At 62.3% G+C, this 18,343-nt stretch carries 11 protein-coding genes; 9 read left to right on the top strand and 2 right to left on the bottom strand.

From position 1 onward, the window contains the following. Positions 1 to 209: 209 nt before the first annotated feature. Together pbpC and DD235_RS06450 are read right to left on the bottom strand one after the other, a co-directional pair. Positions 210 to 2,597: a penicillin-binding protein 1C gene (pbpC, locus tag DD235_RS06455; RefSeq protein WP_109061244.1), complete on the bottom strand. Its 2,388-nt coding sequence runs from the start codon at positions 2,595 to 2,597 to the stop codon at positions 210 to 212. Then, a complete protein-coding gene (locus DD235_RS06450) occupies positions 2,594 to 8,443 on the bottom strand; it encodes an alpha-2-macroglobulin (RefSeq protein WP_162300428.1) in 5,850 nt (1,949 codons plus the stop codon). Before DD235_RS06450 ends, pbpC begins: the two co-directional genes overlap by 4 nt. A 182-nt stretch (positions 8,444 to 8,625) precedes the next feature. On the opposite strand from DD235_RS06450, the gene DD235_RS06445 reads away from it, so the two are divergent. The 9 genes from DD235_RS06445 to DD235_RS06400 all read left to right on the top strand — a co-directional run bounded on the left by DD235_RS06445 (position 8,626) and on the right by DD235_RS06400 (position 18,241). Then, positions 8,626 to 10,056: a gamma-aminobutyraldehyde dehydrogenase gene (locus DD235_RS06445; RefSeq protein WP_109061242.1), complete on the top strand. Its 1,431-nt coding sequence runs from the start codon at positions 8,626 to 8,628 to the stop codon at positions 10,054 to 10,056. A gap of 17 nt (positions 10,057 to 10,073) precedes the next feature. Further along, entirely contained in the window at positions 10,074 to 10,847 is a 774-nt protein-coding gene (locus DD235_RS06440; RefSeq protein ID WP_109061241.1) for a nuclear transport factor 2 family protein, read from the top strand. A gap of 30 nt (positions 10,848 to 10,877) precedes the next feature. After that, positions 10,878 to 11,630 carry a FadR/GntR family transcriptional regulator gene (locus tag DD235_RS06435; protein WP_109061240.1) on the top strand — a complete coding sequence of 251 codons (753 nt, stop codon included), beginning with the start codon at positions 10,878 to 10,880 and terminating at the stop codon, positions 11,628 to 11,630. Between the two features lie 25 nt (positions 11,631 to 11,655). After that, positions 11,656 to 12,396, top strand: a complete 741-nt coding sequence (locus DD235_RS06430) for a cache domain-containing protein (protein ID WP_109061239.1) — start codon at positions 11,656 to 11,658, stop codon at positions 12,394 to 12,396. A gap of 110 nt (positions 12,397 to 12,506) precedes the next feature. Then, positions 12,507 to 12,875, top strand: a complete 369-nt coding sequence (locus DD235_RS06425) for a DUF805 domain-containing protein (protein WP_109061238.1) — start codon at positions 12,507 to 12,509, stop codon at positions 12,873 to 12,875. Between the two features lie 21 nt (positions 12,876 to 12,896). After that, positions 12,897 to 14,429, top strand: coding sequence for an NAD(P)/FAD-dependent oxidoreductase (locus tag DD235_RS06420; RefSeq protein WP_109061237.1), 1,533 nt, complete (start codon positions 12,897 to 12,899; stop codon positions 14,427 to 14,429). 625 nt (positions 14,430 to 15,054) lie between these two features. After that, on the top strand, positions 15,055 to 15,924 hold the full coding sequence (locus tag DD235_RS06410; protein WP_109061236.1) for a toll/interleukin-1 receptor domain-containing protein: 870 nt from the start codon (positions 15,055 to 15,057) through the stop codon (positions 15,922 to 15,924). Positions 15,925 to 16,056: 132 nt separating this feature from the next. Further along, positions 16,057 to 16,722 carry a hypothetical protein gene (locus tag DD235_RS06405; RefSeq protein WP_109061235.1) on the top strand — a complete coding sequence of 222 codons (666 nt, stop codon included), beginning with the start codon at positions 16,057 to 16,059 and terminating at the stop codon, positions 16,720 to 16,722. A 403-nt stretch (positions 16,723 to 17,125) separates the two neighbouring features. Further along, positions 17,126 to 18,241: a restriction endonuclease gene (locus DD235_RS06400; RefSeq protein ID WP_109061234.1), complete on the top strand. Its 1,116-nt coding sequence runs from the start codon at positions 17,126 to 17,128 to the stop codon at positions 18,239 to 18,241. Positions 18,242 to 18,343 lie beyond the last annotated feature (102 nt).

The following is an 18,343-nucleotide window of genomic DNA, read 5'->3' as shown; positions in this document are numbered from 1 at the left end:
TAGGGTCCGGCCATGCCGGAAGCCGGAAAATTGTAACTGCGCCAGCACCGACAAAACGTGTCAGAGGGTAAGTCAATTTCGGCCCCCCTGTGACAATTTTGTCCAATTTTCAAGGGCATGGCGATCCGGTAGATTGCCTTTTCGCTGATCGAACAAGGGCGCGTCATGCCAGCATCGAAGACATTTTCGATCCAGCGGCCTGATACGGCCTACGCCCCCAATTCGACCTGCACCTGTCTTTCGGCACTGCGCCCCAGATCATCACTGACCCGCAACCGGTAAGCCCCGCTGCGCGGCGGATGCCAGGCCAGTCCTTCGCCAGGTGCCGATTGCCCCAGGTACGACTGGCCGGCAAACCAGTACAGGCGCGTGGCTGCGCTGTCGGCCGAGGCGCGCAGCAGCAGCCCGGCTTCCTGCTCGGCACTGCCCAGCCTGTAGGTCACGCCCTGCAATGGTGCCAGGATCGACGGCGGATCACCTGCCACCTGCGCATGGCCCGTCCCGCATGCCGGCAGGCTGGGCGGATGACGGCGCGGCACGCTGGCGGCATCGAACAGACGCCGCATCTCGCCCGGCCAGAATTCGAACACCTCAAGGCGGCTGCCCTCAGGAAACGGCGGTCCGCACACGGCCCGTCCGGCTGCATCGACACGTACCGGCCGATGCAGCGTGGACACACGAATGGGCGACACGCCGGGCATGAACCAGGACGGCACGGTCTGCGGACACCAGCGGTCAGGCAGGTCGCCCGAAGCGCGGCACACCTGTACCGCCTCGACGCCCTGCGGGGGGGAATCACGCCAGTCGACACGCGGCCCGATGGCCGCCAGCGCATCGGCCAGCCGGAAAAACAGCGGCGCAGCCATCTGGGCACCAATGAATGCAGGATTGGCCCGCCCATCGAAATTGCCGACCCAGACCACCAGCACGTACGGGCCGATCAAACCCGCACTCCAGGCATCGTGAAACCCCCACGACGTACCGGTTTTCCAGGCCACGGGCCATTGCGCACCCCGCCGGTCGGGAGGCAAGCCATCCGGGCGGGGGTTGTAGCGCAACATGTCGCGCACCATGAAGGACGCGCCTGGCGACATCAGTGTTTCGCCCACCGTCGCAGGATCGCCCTGCAGCATCCGGGCGCGGACAGCGCGGCCATCACGTCCCAGCGCCAGATAGAGCTGTGCCAGCTCCAGCGGCGTCAGTTCCCCGCCCCCCAGGGCCAGCGCCAGGCCGTAATGCGCCTCTTCTCGCAAGCCGCTGACCCCTGCCCTCACCAGCAAATCATGCAGGCCGGGCCGGCCCAGCCGGTTGGCCAGCCATACGGCAGGGATGTTGCGGCTGCGGATCAGGGCATCACGCGCGGTCAGCGGCCCGGCAAACTTGCCGTCGAAATTCTCCGGCTGGAAATACCCGAATGCCGTCGGAATGTCCCGCAACATGCTGAGCGGATGGATCAGGCCACGATCCAGGGCCAGCCCGTACAGGAATGGCTTGAGCGTGGAGCCCGGCGAGCGGCGAGCGCGTATGCCATCGACCTGGCCGTGGATAGAGACATCGAAATAGTCGGCCGAGCCGACCCAGGCCTTGACCGACAGGTCACGACTGTCCAGCAGCAGCGCCGTTGCATTGCGCACGCCCCGGCTGGCCTGCTGCCGCACGAACTGCCGCACGGTTGTCTCTGCCATCCGCTGCAGTACCGGAGACAGCGTGGTCTGCAACACGGTATCACTGCGGCTGGCCAGCAGGTGATCACTGAAATGAGGTGCGGAAAACGGCAGGCGTCGCTGCGTCGCGGGCGGCAGTTCCAGTGCCAGGGCACCGCCATTGCGGGCATCATCGGGATAGGCCTGCAACCAGTCCTGCAGCAATGCTTCGGTCGCCCGCCGCTGCGCTGCACCAGAGCGACTGCGCCAGGTCGGCTGCTGCGGCATCACCGCCAGCGCCAGTGCCTCGGATAACGACAGGCGGCTGGCCGGCTTGCCGAAATACAGTCGGCTGGCCGCGCCGACCCCCTCGATGTTGCCACCCATGGGCACCAGGTTGAGATAAGCCTCGAGCAATTCATCCTTGCCATGACGCAACTCAAGCCAGAGCGCCAGCGCCATCTGTTGCAACTTGCCCCCCACGGTACGGGTATTGAGGCCGTAGAGCCGGCGCGCCAGTTGCATGGTGACCGTGGAAGCCCCCATGCGCGTCCCGCCACCATAGGTTTCGCGCACGGCACGCAACAGCGCCACCGGGTTGATGCCCGGATGCCAGTAAAAATATCGATCTTCCTTGAGCAACATGGCCTGCACCATACTGTCGGGAATATCGGCCAGCGGCACATGCTCCCGGTATTGCTGGTCCGGGGCCAGGGTCATGCGCAGCAGACTGCCGTCGGCGGCAAGCACCTGGCGTGAAAAAGCCACTTCGGCAAACAGGCCCGGCCCCGGCCACAGCCGTACCCCCACGACGACCAGTCCCAGCACAATCGCCACCACCAGCACACCATATAGCCAGCGCCAGCCTCGGCGGCGCGATGACAGTGTTTGCTGCAAGTCCGAAGCTGGAGGTGGCGGCCCTTGCGCCGGACGCCACCACCCAGCACGCCTCATGGCTGGACGATTTCCAGCCGGCCCACGGCACCGCGGGCCTGCAGCGTCGGATCGTACATGCCCTCGGCATAAGCCGGCGGGATACCGAACTCGCCGGCGCTGACCGCACGGACACGATAGACGAAGGTGCGATCCTGACGATCCAGCCAGCCATACAGGATCACGCGATCCTCGCGTACATCAACCTGCTCCGGTTCCCAGTCGCTGCGTTCCGGTTCGCCGATCGGCGCACGCCAGCCGCCCTCGCCCCCTTCCTCGTCGAAGTATTCACCGGACTCATCGGCTGCGGCATCGTAGCCCGAGCTGTTTTCATCGACCTGCGGTGCCATGCGGTAGACAGGTTCGACGCCCCCCGGCAACAGATCGACTACGGCCACCTGGCCTGAACGATTGTCATCGGTCACCCGCACGCGCACCTGCACCAGCATTTCCTGGCCGACTTCGGCACGCGTCAGCGGCTTGCCGCCCAGATCCAGATAGGCATGCATCACCTCCAGTCCTTCGTATACCGGCTGGGTCGGCACGTCACGATCAAAGCCGGCCTGGCTCAGCATGTAGAAGGCCGGTGCCCGCCCCGTCTTTTCCAGTTCGACCTGGCGAGTGCCCACCGGTACGGTCGCTTGCGGCGGATTGCCCTGCAGGTCCAGGGCAATCTGCTGCCCTTCGGTCGCGCCAGCCTGGGCGGCCATGCGTGCGCTGGCCTGCAGTGCCATGTCGGCACCAGCCTGGGTGCCGTAGGCATCGAGCGCCCGCACCAGCAATGCGGCCGAATACGAGCTGTAGCGCTGTGCAGCAATCGCCTCGCCCATGCGGTCCAGCACCGCATCCGGCACGTTCTTGCGGGCGGCAGCAAAGTGCCGGCTCATCAGCGTCAGACGCTCGGCATCATGGATCAGCGGATCGCTGTACTGGCCACTGCGCTGCCAGGGCGACAGCAATTGCCAGGGCACATCGGCGAACAGGGCGTCGGCCTGCCGGTCTTCCCGCATCAGGCGATAGGCAGCAGCCAGATAGGCCGCGCCCAGGTCTCGACGCCATGCGTCACCATGGTAAACCTCGTACTGTTCACGGATATCGGCCAGCATCCGCCCGGCCTGTCGCCCTTGGCGGGTCAGCAGATAGGCGGCATAGGCACGCAGGCGCAGATCCTCCATGCCTTCGGATGGACGATTCGCCAGTGCTTCGGCATAGTCGAGCGTACGCGCCAGCAAGTCATCCGACACGACCAGGCCACGCTGACGGGCCTCGATCAGGAAATCGAGCGCATACAGTGTCGCCATGTCGTCGGCCGCCAGACTGGCTGACCACATGCCGATCCCGCCGTCGTAGTTCATGCGCTGGCGCAACAGCCTCTCGGCCTGCGCATAGGCATCGCGAGCCTGCTGTGTCGTGCCGCCCGCCTCGGTACCCAGCACCAGCGCCGGCATGGCCTTGGACACCATCTGCTCGGTGCAGCTGTAGCTGTAGTCTCCCAGATACTGGGACAGGCCGCTGATCCAGGCCAGCGGCGATGCCGCTGCACTGAGCCCGACCTGCCGATAGGCGTCATGCAGGTTGCGCGACAGCGCCAGCGTCTGGCTGCCTGCCGAAAAACGGCCGGCATCGAGCGTCACGCGATGCGTGCTCAGAGGTCGCACCGAGATTTCCTCGCCGATGCTCACCTTGCGGCCATCCGGCAGGTGAGCAGTCCAACGCAGCGCCGCCGCCCCCAACTGCTCGCCGGCCTGAACCTGCAGCTTCAGCGTCTGCTCGCGACGCGGTGCCAATGTAAGCGTCTGCTGCGTGCCATCGGCCAGAACCAGGCCCGTGTCGGCAACGACCTCGAGCCGCACTTCGGCCGGCGCGTCCAGGTTGCTGTAGACCCCTGCGGTCACTTCGAAACGGTCCCCCGGCGAGACAGCCGCCGGCACGTTGGGGGTGATCACCAGCGGCCCGCGCACGGCGCTGGCAGCTTCTGCCACACCAATCCCCTGAGCATCGACCGCCACGGCAAAGAGCCGCAGCGAGCCGTTAAAACTCTCCGGCACTGTATAGCTGAACTGCGACCGGCCCGCCGGCACATCGATCAGACCGGACCACCAGGCGACCGGCGGCTGGCGCTTGCGCTTGAAGGGGTTGAGATGCGCATCGAGCACGCCTTCACCATCCCCCCCGGCAGCCGCAGCATTCAGCAGGCGACTGAACTCGGGCAGAATCAGGTCGAGGATCTGGCTGGTTTCGACTTCCAGCGCACGCTTGCGGAAGAAATGCGCCAGCGGCTCGGGTGTACGGTAGCGCGCCACGCTCAGGATACCTTCATCCACGGCATAGACCACGGCCCGCGCCGGGCGACCGCTCTCCAGCGAAAAGGTCAGTGTCTGGCCGGGTTCTATCTTCTCAGGCGAGGTCAGCGCCAGCGGCAGTGTACGGCGCTCCAGACTCAGCTTGAAGGGGGCCACGCCGACCGACAGCGGGCTGGCATAGATCTCATCGGAAGACGGTGCACGCACGAACTGGACATTGACGTAGGCATTGCCCTCCAGGCCATCGGGAATGCGGATGCGCTGTACGCTGCTGGTCGTATCGGCACGGAACCACTGCGCCTGGTAGACGCGATCACGCTCGATGGTGATCAGGCCGGCACCGACATAGGGTGCTCGCACCGAGATTTCGATCTCGTCGCCAGGGCGGTACTGCGCACGGTCGAGTTTCAACTGCAGCTCGGCATTGCGATCCAGGGCACGCGTCATGTTGGCGGCACCTGCAACCGAATAGTCGATGGCATTGAGCAGCCGCCCTTCGGCATCCATCAGCCGCAGGCTGAAGTCACCCGGCTTGCCGGTATCCAGCGGCGAGGCCCTGCCTGCCACCGGCACCCCAAACGGCTGGCTGCCCAGCGACACTTCCTTGAGCCGCGAGACATAACGATAGGTATCGTCAGGCTGGCGCACCAGCACCGATACATAGCGCTTTTCGACCAGATCCAGGGTCAGCCCCTCGACCGCCACCGGTTCGAGATCCGGCCCGACGGCCAGCCAGTCCACGGCGCGCTGGGCACCTCGCGCCACATAATCGAGCGCATCGCGGCTGCGCACGCCCACCAGCCAGGGCGCGCTCGATACCAGCACGCGCGACTGGGCCGCCACATTGCGTCCGCCTTCTGCCTCATAGACCCGCGTCAGCAATTGCAGGCCGTAGGTCCCCTCGGCAAACCGGTCCAGACCCAGGTCGAATGTGGCCTGGCCGTTTTCGTCGGTCTGCTGGTCCGGCAGGTTCTCGATGCTGACTTCGCTGCGCGGGTTATAGGCCCGGAAGCGATAGTCGCGATAGCGCTCGAAACCGGCAAAAGCGGGGGCCAGGCGCATCTCGGCCGATACGCGCCGGTCCGAAGCCGGGGCACCGAACAGATGCATGGCCTCGACCCGCGCCTGCACCTGATCCGGGCGCACCCAGCCGACAACCGGCTGCGCCGTCAGATCCAGACCGACTTTCATCCGGTCCGGCTCGAAATCACGCACGCGGAATGTCGTGCTGCCGATTTCGGTTTCTTCGCCATCCGGTCCCATCAGGTGCAACGACGCCTGGTAATCCCCCGCCGCAGCGGTTTCGCTGCTGGTGTACTCCATTTCGTCAAACCCGCCCGCCGACAGGCTGTAGCGCTGGCGCAGCACCATCATGCCGCGTGGATCGAATACACGGAACTCCAGCGGCATGCCGGCCAGGTCACCCTGCCAGTCGGCGCGCCGCACGATCAGGCCCAGGTGTGCCGTTTCGCCCGGGCGGTACAGTCCTCGATCGGTGAACAGGTAACCCTGCAGCCGGTCGGGCTGGCCACTCTCGTAGGCACCGCCCACGTCAAAGCGCGAATAATCCAGATAATGCGAGCGCTTGGCCAGCGGCAGGAACGACATGTCGGTACCGGCAGAGACCACGATCATCAGGGGTGCACGTTCGCGCCGCAGGTCGCCCAGTTGGGCAAAGTGCGCACGCCCCTGTGCATCGGTGAACTGGCGGGCCACCGGCAGGCCGTTGCGACCGACCAGTTCGACCTGCGCCTGCGCCACCGGCTCGCCGGTGCCGATGGACTGCACAAACACATCCTGGCTGCCATCGCTGGCGCGCTTGGCAATGATGCCCAGGTCGGTGACCACGATGAAACGCGTATCGCGGGCCTCGTAGCCCTGTACAAACGTACGGTCATCTTCGTCGTCGGTGGCGGCAATCCGCACCACGAACACGCCCCGACGCCCGCCCTGGGCCGTCAGGTAATCGCCCAGGTCCACACTGCTGTAGCGCGTCTTGGCCGGATCACCGGGCGGCAACATGATATCCAGCCGCTCGCGCTCGACCATGCGGTCAAACGACGATTCCGGCAGGGATGGCCGGGCAAAGGTCCCGCTGCCCTGGTCCACCAGATGATGCAGTTGATTGGGCAGCATGCGGGCGATTTCCACCTGCGCGCCCGGTACGCCACGCGCCATGAAGCCCAGCCGGCGCTCGCCCGACAGGCCCAGCAGCGCGCCATCGGACATGAAGCGCAGCACCCGCGGGTAATCCGGCATGGTCTGCACCTCAAGATGCGGATTGCGCGCCAGGTAACCCCCGATGGCTTCCAGCCCCGCCTGGACCCGCACGAATATCTGGCGTCCCGGCGGCGCATCGAAACGGAAGGCATGCTGCGTATTGAGCGGCTCGATGCTGGGCACGTGCGTCAGCGCAATCCGCGACGACCGCGCCAGCACGGCATCGGTCACGTCCATCGTATCCCAATAGCCCTGATCCCGCGCACGCACGGGCAACACCCAGGCCTGCACGCCGGCCGCAATGGTGTCGTCCGTCATGGGGCGGGTACTGTGCAGCATCAAAACCGGTTCCGGCTCGCCCTGGTCATTGTCGGCAAAGATGATGCCGCCGCTTTCGAATTCCAGCTGATAGCGTCCGGGCACGGTCAGGGCGCGATGCATGTCCCTGTCCAGTGCCGGGCCACCGCTGCGTGCCTTGATACCTTTGTCCAGCCGCAGTTCGGCCTGCACGGACTCCAACGGCACCGCCAGCGCAGCCGACAGGATATAGGCCTTGAGCCCCTGTTCATCAAAGCGGATGGCCGGCTCTGCGGCCTGCCCGGCCTGATATTGCAGGCCCTTGCCCAGGTTGAAGGCGACCCGCCGACGCACGCTTTCCTCATCGACCGGATGGGTGAAGGCAACCGTGGCCGCCGCCCGCTTGATCTGCTCGTCCTGCGGATCCTGGTAGAACGTCAAGGCCTCAATCCAGCCATTGAAGGCCTGCGTCTCGAACGTACCCTGCGCCGACGACAGCAACACGCCCGGTGCCAGCAACCGCTCAGGCTGCATCGTCACATCATATTTTTGCCCGACCGGCCAATCGCCTGCCGGCTCGAACACCAGCAGGCGACTGCTGCTCCAGCGCCATTGCCCGTCGATGGCCGGCGACACGGACACACCTTGCGTCAGCACCTGCCCCACCGCCTCCAGCGGTGCCACCGGCTCGGCAAAGGCTACGCGCAGCGGCTGCACATGGCGGCCGTTCTCGTCGTAGCGGGTCAGCTCCGGTGCCACGATGCGGTACTGCACAGTGTGCGGCTGCGGCCTGGATTCATACCACTGCCAGCCATACCAGGCCCCTGCGGCCACCAGCGCCAAACCGGCCAGTGCCGCACCTGCAACCCGCGGCCGACGCCGCATGCCATTTCCCAGCCATGCAAAGCCACTGCCCAGGGCAGCCAGCCAGGCGGGAGCCTGCCACTGCACCCGTCCGAACAGGAATACCCAGCAGGCGGCCAGCAGGCGGCATACGCCACCGCTCACGGCACGCAACGGGCGGGCCAGGGAAGAGAGGAATTTCATGGTGCGGGCAGATATCAGGGGAACAGACGCATTATCGCCTATTTGCTGCTGCGGCGACGCCACGCAAGCGTGCCTGTTCACCCGGAATGCGTCTCGCATCGGCCTAGGGTTTTCCTAGGTTTGCACAATACATATTACTTCATATGATATTTGATAAGAACCCACCATAACAGGAGACAAACATGTCGCACACGACACTCAAACACTTCATCAACGGCGAATACGCAGCCGCCGCAGACAGCGAATACTTCGACCTGGTCAGCCCGGTCACCGGGCAGGTCTACGCTCGCTCGCCCAATGCCACCCAGGCCGATATCGACCGCGCCTACGATGCGGCCAGGGAGGCGTTTCGCACATGGGGTCGCAGCACACCCTCGCAACGCCAGAAAGCCCTGCTGGCACTGGCCGATGCCGTCGAACAAAATGCCGACCGTCTGATCGAGGCCCAAAGCCGCAACACCGGACAGCTCAAATACCTGATTGCGTCCGAGGAAGTCGCGACCTCTGCCGACCAGATCCGCTTCTTCGCCGGCATGGCACGCTGCCTCGAAGGCAAGGCCAGCGCCGAATACATGCCGGGCCTGACCTCCTCGATCCGCCGCGAACCACTGGGCGTGGTCGGTCAGGTCACCCCCTGGAACTACCCGTTGATGATGGCCGTCTGGAAATTGGCACCGGCCCTGGCCGCCGGCAACACCACCGTGCTCAAGCCCAGCGACACCACGCCGGAAAGCACCCTGCTGCTGGCCGAACTGGCCGTCCCGTTCTTTCCGGTCGGCACCATCAATGTCTTGCTGGGCAAGGCCGATGCCGGTGCCCGAATTGTCTCGCACAAGACCCCGGCACTTGTCTCCATTACCGGCTCCGTCAGGGCCGGCCTGCAGGTCGCCGCTGCAGCCGCCTCCAACCTAACCCGCGCCCATCTCGAACTGGGCGGCAAGGCACCCGTCGTGATCTTCGAGGACGCCGATCTCGACAAGGCGGCCACCACCATTGCCACCACAGGCTATTTCAATGCCGGCCAGGACTGCACCGCAGCCGCGCGGGTGCTGGTGGCAGAATCCGTCCACGACGATTTCGTGGCCCGCCTGGTCGAAGCGGCCAGGGCCACCCGCTTTGGCGACCCTGACGACGAAGATGCGCTCTACGGACCGCTCAACAATGCCAGCCAACTGGAGCGGGTCCAGGGTTTCATCGAGCGCCTGCCGGCCCATGCGCGCATCGAAACGGGTGGCAAGCAGGCAGACCGCCCGGGTTTCTACTTCGAGCCCACCGTCATCACCGGGCTGCAGCAGCATGACGAAGCCATCCAGACCGAGATTTTCGGGCCGGTCATTACCGTGCAGTCCTTCCGGGACGAAGCCGATGCCCTCGACAAGGCCAACGATGTCGAATACGGCCTGGCCTCCAGTGTCTGGACCCGCGACCACGGCCGTGCCACGCGGCTGTCGGGCGCGCTCGACTTCGGCACGGTCTGGATCAATACGCACATCCCGCTGACCGGGGAAATGCCGCACGGCGGCTTCAAGCGCTCGGGCTACGGCAAGGATCTCTCGGGCTACGGTTTCGAGGAATACACCCGCATCAAGCATGTGATGAGCGCACACGACTGAGCACACGGGAGAACACCATGACAGCAATCGAAAGCCTGCGCGAGCGTGTCGCCCGCGCACACCGCGAACTTTTCACAGAGCGCGACACCGGCGCGCTGGAGCGCTACTTCTCACCCGATTTCATCGAGCACTCGCCCCTGGTTGCCGATGGGCTAGAAGGTCTGCGCACGCTGGTGGCGGCGCATCCGGACCTGCACCATGAGGCTCATCGTGTGCTTCAGGATGGCGATCTGGTTGCCATCCACGGCCGCTATACCGGACTGGAAAAGCAGCCACTGATCGGTTTTGATCTGTACCGGATCGCCGATGGCCTGATCGTCGAGCACTGGGACGGGCTGGTGCCAGAGGCGGCCCCCAACGCCAGCGGCCGCAGTCAGCTCGATGGCCCCACCGATCCCGGCACGGGGCACGACCCGGAACAGAACCGTGCACGGGTGACGCGCTTCTTCACGGAGACGCTGATCGCAGGTGACTACGAAGGCTTTCGGCGCTACACGGACGGCAAGACTTTCCTGCAGCACAGCCCGGACATCGCCGATGGCGTCGAGCCGGTCATCGCCTTTCTCGAAAAGCTGCGTGACGAGAGACAGGCCCTGGACTATGCCCGCATCCACCATACCGTTGCCGATGGCCAGTTCGTGCTGACCCACTCGGAAGGTGCCATCGCCGGGGCACGCCATGCCTATTTCGAACTGTGGCGCGTCCAGGACGGCAGGATCATCGAACTGTGGGATGCCATCATGCCCGTGCCGGAAGATGCCCAGGCACTGCACGGACATGGCATATTCTGACTTTCGATTTTCCACCACTGCATTGATGTCATGACTGCGCATACTGTCGTCTACTCTCCCATCGGCCAGAGCTCCCGCGCCGAGCAGATTGCCGAACGGCTCAGCAACGCCATCGTGGCCGGCCTGCTCGAAACCGAGGAGCAACTGCCCAACGAGGCAGAGCTGTCACGGCTCATGGGGGTTTCGCCGGTCACGATACGCGAAGCCCTCAACACGCTGCGCGCGCGCGGCCTGATCGACACCCGGCGCGGCCGCAACGGCGGCAGTTTCGTCTGCCGCCTGCCCGAGCGAGCTCGCCAGGAGCATCACCCCCTGCGCCTGGCCAGCAGCGACGGCATCGCCGACCTGGGCGAACTGCACGCTGCCATCATCGGCCACAGCGCCCTGCTGGCCGGACAACGCAGCACGGCCAGGGATCAGGAGCGACTGGCCTCGCTGATTGCGGATTTCGCCCAAGCCAGTCAGCCCGAAGCCCGTGCCCAGGCCGACATGCGTTGCCTGCTGACACTGGCAACGCAGGCGCAGTCGGCCCGGCTTGCCAACCAGGCGCTGGCCATCCAGGCAGAATGGGCACCACTGGCTGCGGCGCTCTACCACGACAGCCAGGCTCACGCCGTCACGGTCCAGGCCTACGGCCGGATCCTGGCCGCCCTGGCAGCCGACGACGGCATGGCCGCACGCGATGCCGCGCAAGGCATGCTGGCCGCGCTCACCGCACAGATGCTCGACCTCAAGTTGCGCCTGCGCGATCCGACATCATCGCCCCCCACTGCAGCAGCCTGATGCATCATCAGGACAGGAGCAGAAAATGCGCATTCAATCCCAGATAGAACACGCCCAGGACACGCTGGAACGCATCATCGGCGACATGCAGCACAGCGCCGCCGCACTGGCCCGCATGGCCGCCGACATCGTCCCTTCGCCCCAGCCCGGCACCCAGGGCACACGGCTGTCGGACAGCCAGCGCCAGGCACTGCAGGCACACATCCAGGTGGCCCTCGAACGCCATGCCTGGTGCCACGGTGCAGGCTTTGCCAGCTATGCGTCGCCCACGGCCACCGACAATGGCTACTGGACCCTCGAATGGTGGCTGCGCGAAGCCGGCAATGCCCGCCAGGCGCATCTCGACCAGAGCCAGGAAATCCGGCAACGCCTGGATTTCCGTACCTTCGACTGGTTCGAACAGCCGGCACGCCGCCACCAGCCCTTTGTCGACGGCCCCTACGTGGATTATGTCTGCAACGGTGCCTACACCATGACGGCGGCCCACCCGGTCATGATCGGCGACGCCTTTGCCGGTGTCACGGCGGTCGATGTGCTGGTCTCGACACTTGAAACACTCGCCCTGCCGGCGCTGACGACCATCTCGCAGCCAGCGCTCGTCCTCAACAGCGACCGCCGCGTCATTATCTCGACCTCACCCGACATCCGTACCGGCGACCTCTGGAAGACGGACCGGCTGCCCGCATGCCCCAGCAAACCGGGCATCCCCCTGCAACTGGTCGTTCTGGACGACGCGCCCGGCCTGCCGCCCAGCGGCCCCCGCTGACGCCCCCGCTCCCGCCGCAGCACCACCCCGACAAGACGCAGCACCCTGTCCGCCCGGACCGGGCAGGCCGGCCTGCGCCCTGATTTTTTACCTTTGATGGAGAACATCACATGAAATGGTATCTGCACGCCCTCAGGCATTACGCCACCTTCAGGGGCACGGCCAGCCGCCGGGAATATATCGGCTTCCTGCTGGTCCAGCTCTGCGCAATTGCGCTCATTTCCTTTCTGGAGCGGACCTTTGCCCTGGCCAACCCGGAAATCGGTATGGGCTGGCTCACCGCGCTGTATCTGCTGCTGACACTACTGCCCGGTCTGGCCCTGGCTACCCGCCGCCTGCACGACACCGGCCACAGCGGCTGGTGGCTGCTGCTCTGCCTCCTGCCGCCTATCGGCCTGCTCTTCGTCTTCGGACTGGCCCTGCCGAAAGGCGGCTCGGCCACGCATGGCCACCTTCAAGCCGCCACGCAGCCTCATTGACACCACACCAGGAGCCCTATCATGACCCTCAATCGACGCAATTTCATGCTCAAGAGTGCCGCCCTGTCCGGTGCGAGTGCCTGCGCCGCCCTGCTGCCCGCCCCGCTGCTGGCGCGGATCGCGGACCTCACCGGCCCGGCCGGTCAGGCCGCCCCCGCCCCCGTGCTGCTGCCGGATGCCCACCAGACAGCGTCCCGACTGGGGCTGGATCCCCGTATCTGGAACTGGCATCGCGACACCTCGCCTGCCGACCCGGCACCGGCCAACTATTACGAGGCATCGCTAGCAGCCTGGCCTGATTTCGGCCCGTTGGCAGGCGACCGCACCTGCGACGTGGTCATCGTCGGCGGCGGCCTGCTCGGCGCATCGACGGCGCTGCACATGGCCGAAGCCGGGCTCGACGTCATCCTGGTCGAGAAGGATCATATCGGCTCGGGGGCCTCCGGCCGCAACGGCGGGCAGCTCACACCGGGCCTGGCGCGCTGGGAAGCCGAGACCATGCTCGACAACCTCTCTGCGGAAGATGCACAAAAACTCTGGCGCTTCGCCTCGGTGGAAGCCATGGAGCTGCTGGACGCACTCTCGGCCCGCCACGGTTTTGAATGCGACCGCAAACACGGCCACATCACGGCCGCCGTGCATGCCGGCCACATGGGTGCCCTGGTCCAGAATGCCGACGCCCGACGCCGCCTGGGCGATCGGGCCGTTCGCATCATCGGGCCGCACGAGCTGCAGGAATATGTCCGCTCGGATATCTACCACGGCGCGGCGCTCGACAGCTCGGGCGGCCAGGTTCATCCGCTGGCACTGCTGCGCGGCCTGATCCATGCCTTCACGGCGCAGGGCGGAACCGTACACGACGGCACGCCCGTTGAAAAAATCGAGACAGATTCTGCAGGCACTCGGGTCGTGACCCCCGGTGGCGTGCTCCATGCCCGCAAGGCGGTCGTGCTGGGCGTTCACAGTGCCACCGGCCAGTTCCTGCCCGGCAGCTCTACCACGGTGCCTTTCTACACCTACGTGGCCGTCACCCCGCCCTTGCCTGTGCCGGCCGCCGAACTGCTGCCCGCCGACCTGCCAGTCTATGACACACAACTGCAGATCGACTATTACCGGGCCGTGCGCGGCAACCGGCTGTTGTTTGGCGGCCAGGGCACCGGCAACTCATGGTCGTCACGCGATGTGAACAATTACCTGCTGGAACGGATCAGAACCGTCTTCCCGCAACTGGAATCGCCCGAACTGGAATACTCATGGGGCGGCATCAGCGACATCACCCTGAGCGGAGTCACCGACTGCCGCAAGAGCGATGCTGCCGTGCCTGTCTACATGGCCCATGGCTGGAGCGGCCACGGCGTGGCCCAGACCGTACGGATCGGCAAGGCCATCAGCGACGACTTCACGGGTCGCAACCATGATTTCGCGATGCTGACGCGTTTCGAGCATGCCCCCATTCCCATGAGCGACTATCTCGGCCCCGTCGCCATACCGCTGGTCAAGGGAGCCCTGAGTCTGAAGAGTCTGGTGAATCCGGCGGATATGGTGTCGTTTTGAGGGGTGTTGTACGGAGAGAAAGGGCGCGACGTTGTAGGCTAGGATCACGCACAAACCTGGAGAAAGCAAACTGGGCTCACGATCACAGAGTCGATTTCAAAGGGTTGGCGGGCTTGTTTGTGGTCATCATAGCCCGCTCCCTCTCATCTTATAGAACGAAGACTGCAGGGTGCTGACAAGGCGATGGATGTCGGCTTTCGACCCAGAGCCGCCATCCAGCTAGAAGCTCCAAAACCGCCATTCAGTCTGACTGTAAGTGCAAGGCCACCCGCCGCTCGTCCGCCTGCTGTGCCATGTCGCACGGATGCGGCAAACCATGCCATTTCACAAACAAGCGCACCCATTGCACATAGGCCTGCTCGGTGTGTAAACTATAATAGTTGTAACAAATTCACTCACAAACCTGATCGAGCTACCGTGTAGCGAGCAACACAGGAGGGGGCGGCGGGTTTTATGGCTGAATTAGCACTGTATTCTGCACAGAAAACGCGCCGTGAAGCTAGGCAGCAAGACCCTTTCGCGTTCTCTTCGTACCAATTTAGACCGCAAGGGCCAGATATAGCCTGCGGCCCGGTGTGGTCTATGTTGCGTTAGGCCTCACCAACACCACCCACACCAGCGTTGTATGCCAATATTCATCAGCTATTCGCACAAAGACAAAGATTTTGTAGATCGCCTAGCGATGCAACTCGTCCGCACCAATGTCCACGTTTGGCTTGACCGATGGGAATTGTCAGTCGGTGACTCGATTGTGGATAAGGTCCAAGAAGCAGTAGACGGCGCAAGTGCTTTACTTGTCATATTGTCGAAAGCATCTGTCGAGTCTGAGTGGTGTAAGAAGGAGCTCTCGGCTGGGTTGCTTCGAGAGCTAGAAGAGAAACGGGTTGTAGTCATGCCTGTCATGCTCGAAGAGTGCACAGTACCGGTATTCGCACGCGGGAAGATGTTTGCTGACTTTCGCACCGACTTTGATGCCGGATTCAGATTAATTACAGAGGGCATCGCAAAGGTAACTAGTGCTTCGCTTGGCCGAACCAAGGAGGCAACATATCACACCGACTGGTCAATAGACTGGGGCAATGTGAACGGCCGAGTCACGATCATCCTGAACTACGTGCAAGTCCCAAACAAGGAACCACACACCTGCCTTACGAATATCGCGATTCTCGCAACACCCGCCGCTACGCGCGCATTCGAGAGCACCAAGGAGGCCGAAGGCGTTGAGGTGGCCAAACTACACGTCGTTAAGCTCCTACTCGACAAAGTCAATAAGGCAGGCGGCTTGCTGCCGCGCCTAGCTGATGAACGAGAGAAGATCTATAAGTTCGAGATGAAGGGGGCGGGAAGGGATGAGGCCTATGAAGTCCGGATTGGCGTGCGCCGAATCGGTGAGGACAACGGTCGGGACATCCTCGTGAACACGGGAAACGTCATCGCTGAGACATATCAACACATGACTGAGGTCCTCGGGAAGCCGAAGAACCAACGCCCGTGAGGTGAGGCCTAACCCATCGTACGAGCGGCAGGTGCCGGCACCGCCACGCCTGGCCTTCATTTCATTCTGGGCTAAGCGCGTCCCACCGGAGTCTGCCGCTCAACTCAAACGTTAGACATCACAAGACCACCTATGTCACCTGCAGCTAAGTTCAACGCACTACTGTGCGGTCTCACTGTGTCGCTCATGTTCTTATTGGTGGCGTGGGCCTCGCCGCGACTAGCGGCCCTCGGTGCGGACAATCCAATAGCACTTTCGGCAAGCGGGCTGGTCCTTTCGGCCGGTGTCTATCGACTTCTTACGATCGGCGTTCGCTGGGTGATGGAGCGATCTACTACTGCGGCCAAGCTGGTTTTGGGCCCACATTTTGTTCATGGCACATGGGTCGGCTGGTTCGATGGACACTCTGGCGAAAGGCGCTATATGGTCGAGCACTTCTCACAGGACCTCGATGGATTGGTCATTACGGGTAGGTCATTCGACATCAACTTGAAGGAGCATGGTTATTGGGAGAGCGAAGCTGCTGTCGTTGATGCAAAACGAGGAAAACTGATATTTACCTATAAGTTTGACGTTCTAACGCGGCAAATATCTCTCTTCGGCATTCATACTTCGTTTCTGGCGCGGCAGGCACCTCATCTGCCTGCGATCGCACTTTCGGGGTTCGCTCATGACCTGAACGATGCCACTCGCATCGCAGTTCACTCGAGGAAGATCACTGAAGATCTCGCGTCCTGGGACAGCTCTTTGCAAGAAGCCGTCAAACTTTCTGCAGGCGATAGCAAACGTGATGACTAACCTTTCGATCCAGCGTTGAGCGTCCGCTTCTAGTAACCACCACCGCCTGCTTCTGGCCGCGAGCCGCCGCTGGTGATAGGTGCCTTCCGACCATGAGCCGCCAGTGCTGCCCCCCCCCAAAAAAGCGGCCATTGACTTAATATAGGCTGATCGCTCCTAAGCGAACAGTCGGCGCTCTCAAGTACGGTCTACGCCAACGGTTGCCGACTTTATGCTGCCGGATCTCGCGGAATTCTTATACTTTGACGTTAGAAAAGGCTCTTGCTGGCAAGCTTAGATGTAAGTCCGTTCCGAGGGGATTCAGTGTCCGAAATATCTCCCATTGCCCAGGTTATTCGACAGATTTTCGGTCTGCACCACGTCAGACGGCGTATTCATAGCCCAGTTGTTAGAGAAATAAAAAATGAAAAGCAATTTCGTCTTTAGTGCAGCAGAAGATCATTCGCATCACCCATTTCAAATTGGGCGCGAGACCGAATCCGAAAAACTAAGCTCTTCAATACTACAAAATCGTAGCAAAGTAGTAGCGATCACTGGCCCTAATGGCACTGGAAAAACATTGCTATGGATGCACTTTTTAAAGACAAAAGGCATCGCCCTTGCGGAGCATACCGAGGTAATTTCGCTACGCCGACCATCACATGCTATCCCAAGTGTGGGTAGCACGACAAAATTAGTTGTCATCGAGGATCTCAGCTACGATTTTACTTATGAGCGATCAGGGTACATTTCTTCGCTATTGCAAAATCATGCAGACAAGCAATTCATCCTTGTTAGCGCATTCGCAAATTTCATAGAAAAATTCTCACCCAACACACACATCAGGCTTGAAGCGCTGCCTCATTCCGGATCGCAACAGTTCCTGCTGGCGGCGTTTGATTCAATGCTCTCAGATTTTGAAATCGCAAAGGTTGCAGACTTCACAAAAGGCATTCCCTATCTGATGAAATTAGTTGCAACCCGTCTCAACAGACGTGGCGCAACTATCGAAAGCGTCCTGACCTCGCTAACAGAAGACCTAAAATACAAGTCCATTTTTCATGAGTTCAAGCAAGACAAGAATTCTCAAAAAATAATTCAAGTCGTAAGCGATATTAGAGTAGTAAACGGAAGGCTGCTTGAGGCCATTCAAAGAGATCATAACGCAATTCATACATTAACTCCTCGTCAATTTGAGGAGTTCGTTGCTGAACTCATGGAGAAGAGAGGGTACAAAGTAGACCTTACCAAAGCAACACGCGACGGGGGGAAGGATTTAATAATAGCAAATCATTCTGACATTGGAGATTTCATATTTTATGTCGAATGCAAGAAACACTCCCCCACTAATCCGGTTGGCGTCAATCTGGTTCGAGAACTAGCGGGCACGGTACTGACCGACAGAGTCACGGCAGGAATAATGGTAACCTCATCGTACTTTTCACCAGACGCTATAAAATTTTCCAACCAAATCAAACATCAGTTGAGCCTTATCAACTATCTTAAGTTAAAAGAATGGATCAAAGAGTGCGAAAAATAGCAATATATTTGGCGACGCTATCACTCGGGCAGGCACCGTCTAACTGTTGATTCAACGGGGACGCCAACACTGGCCATGTCTTCGGCATTTCTATGGCCAGTG

Source organism: Corticimicrobacter populi (assembly GCF_003123725.1).
Taxonomy (GTDB): Bacteria; Pseudomonadota; Gammaproteobacteria; order Burkholderiales; family Burkholderiaceae_B; genus Corticimicrobacter; species Corticimicrobacter populi.
The sequence above is the reverse complement of the archived record's forward strand: the minus strand, read 5'-3'. Positions and strand labels throughout refer to the sequence as shown.

Bases quoted from the DNA above. Each gene is read 5' to 3' on its own strand.
- pbpC (WP_109061244.1), bottom strand. From the start codon at position 2,597: ATGAGGCGTGCTGGGTGGTGGCGTCCGGCGCAAGGGCCGCCACCTCCA.
- DD235_RS06450 (WP_162300428.1), bottom strand. From the start codon at position 8,443: ATGAAATTCCTCTCTTCCCTGGCCCGCCCGTTGCGTGCCGTGAGCGGT.
- DD235_RS06445 (WP_109061242.1), top strand. From the start codon at position 8,626: ATGTCGCACACGACACTCAAACACTTCATCAACGGCGAATACGCAGCC.
- DD235_RS06440 (WP_109061241.1), top strand. From the start codon at position 10,074: ATGACAGCAATCGAAAGCCTGCGCGAGCGTGTCGCCCGCGCACACCGC.
- DD235_RS06435 (WP_109061240.1), top strand. From the start codon at position 10,878: ATGACTGCGCATACTGTCGTCTACTCTCCCATCGGCCAGAGCTCCCGC.
- DD235_RS06430 (WP_109061239.1), top strand. From the start codon at position 11,656: ATGCGCATTCAATCCCAGATAGAACACGCCCAGGACACGCTGGAACGC.
- DD235_RS06425 (WP_109061238.1), top strand. From the start codon at position 12,507: ATGAAATGGTATCTGCACGCCCTCAGGCATTACGCCACCTTCAGGGGC.
- DD235_RS06420 (WP_109061237.1), top strand. From the start codon at position 12,897: ATGACCCTCAATCGACGCAATTTCATGCTCAAGAGTGCCGCCCTGTCC.
- DD235_RS06410 (WP_109061236.1), top strand. From the start codon at position 15,055: ATGCCAATATTCATCAGCTATTCGCACAAAGACAAAGATTTTGTAGAT.
- DD235_RS06405 (WP_109061235.1), top strand. From the start codon at position 16,057: ATGTCACCTGCAGCTAAGTTCAACGCACTACTGTGCGGTCTCACTGTG.
- DD235_RS06400 (WP_109061234.1), top strand. From the start codon at position 17,126: ATGAAAAGCAATTTCGTCTTTAGTGCAGCAGAAGATCATTCGCATCAC.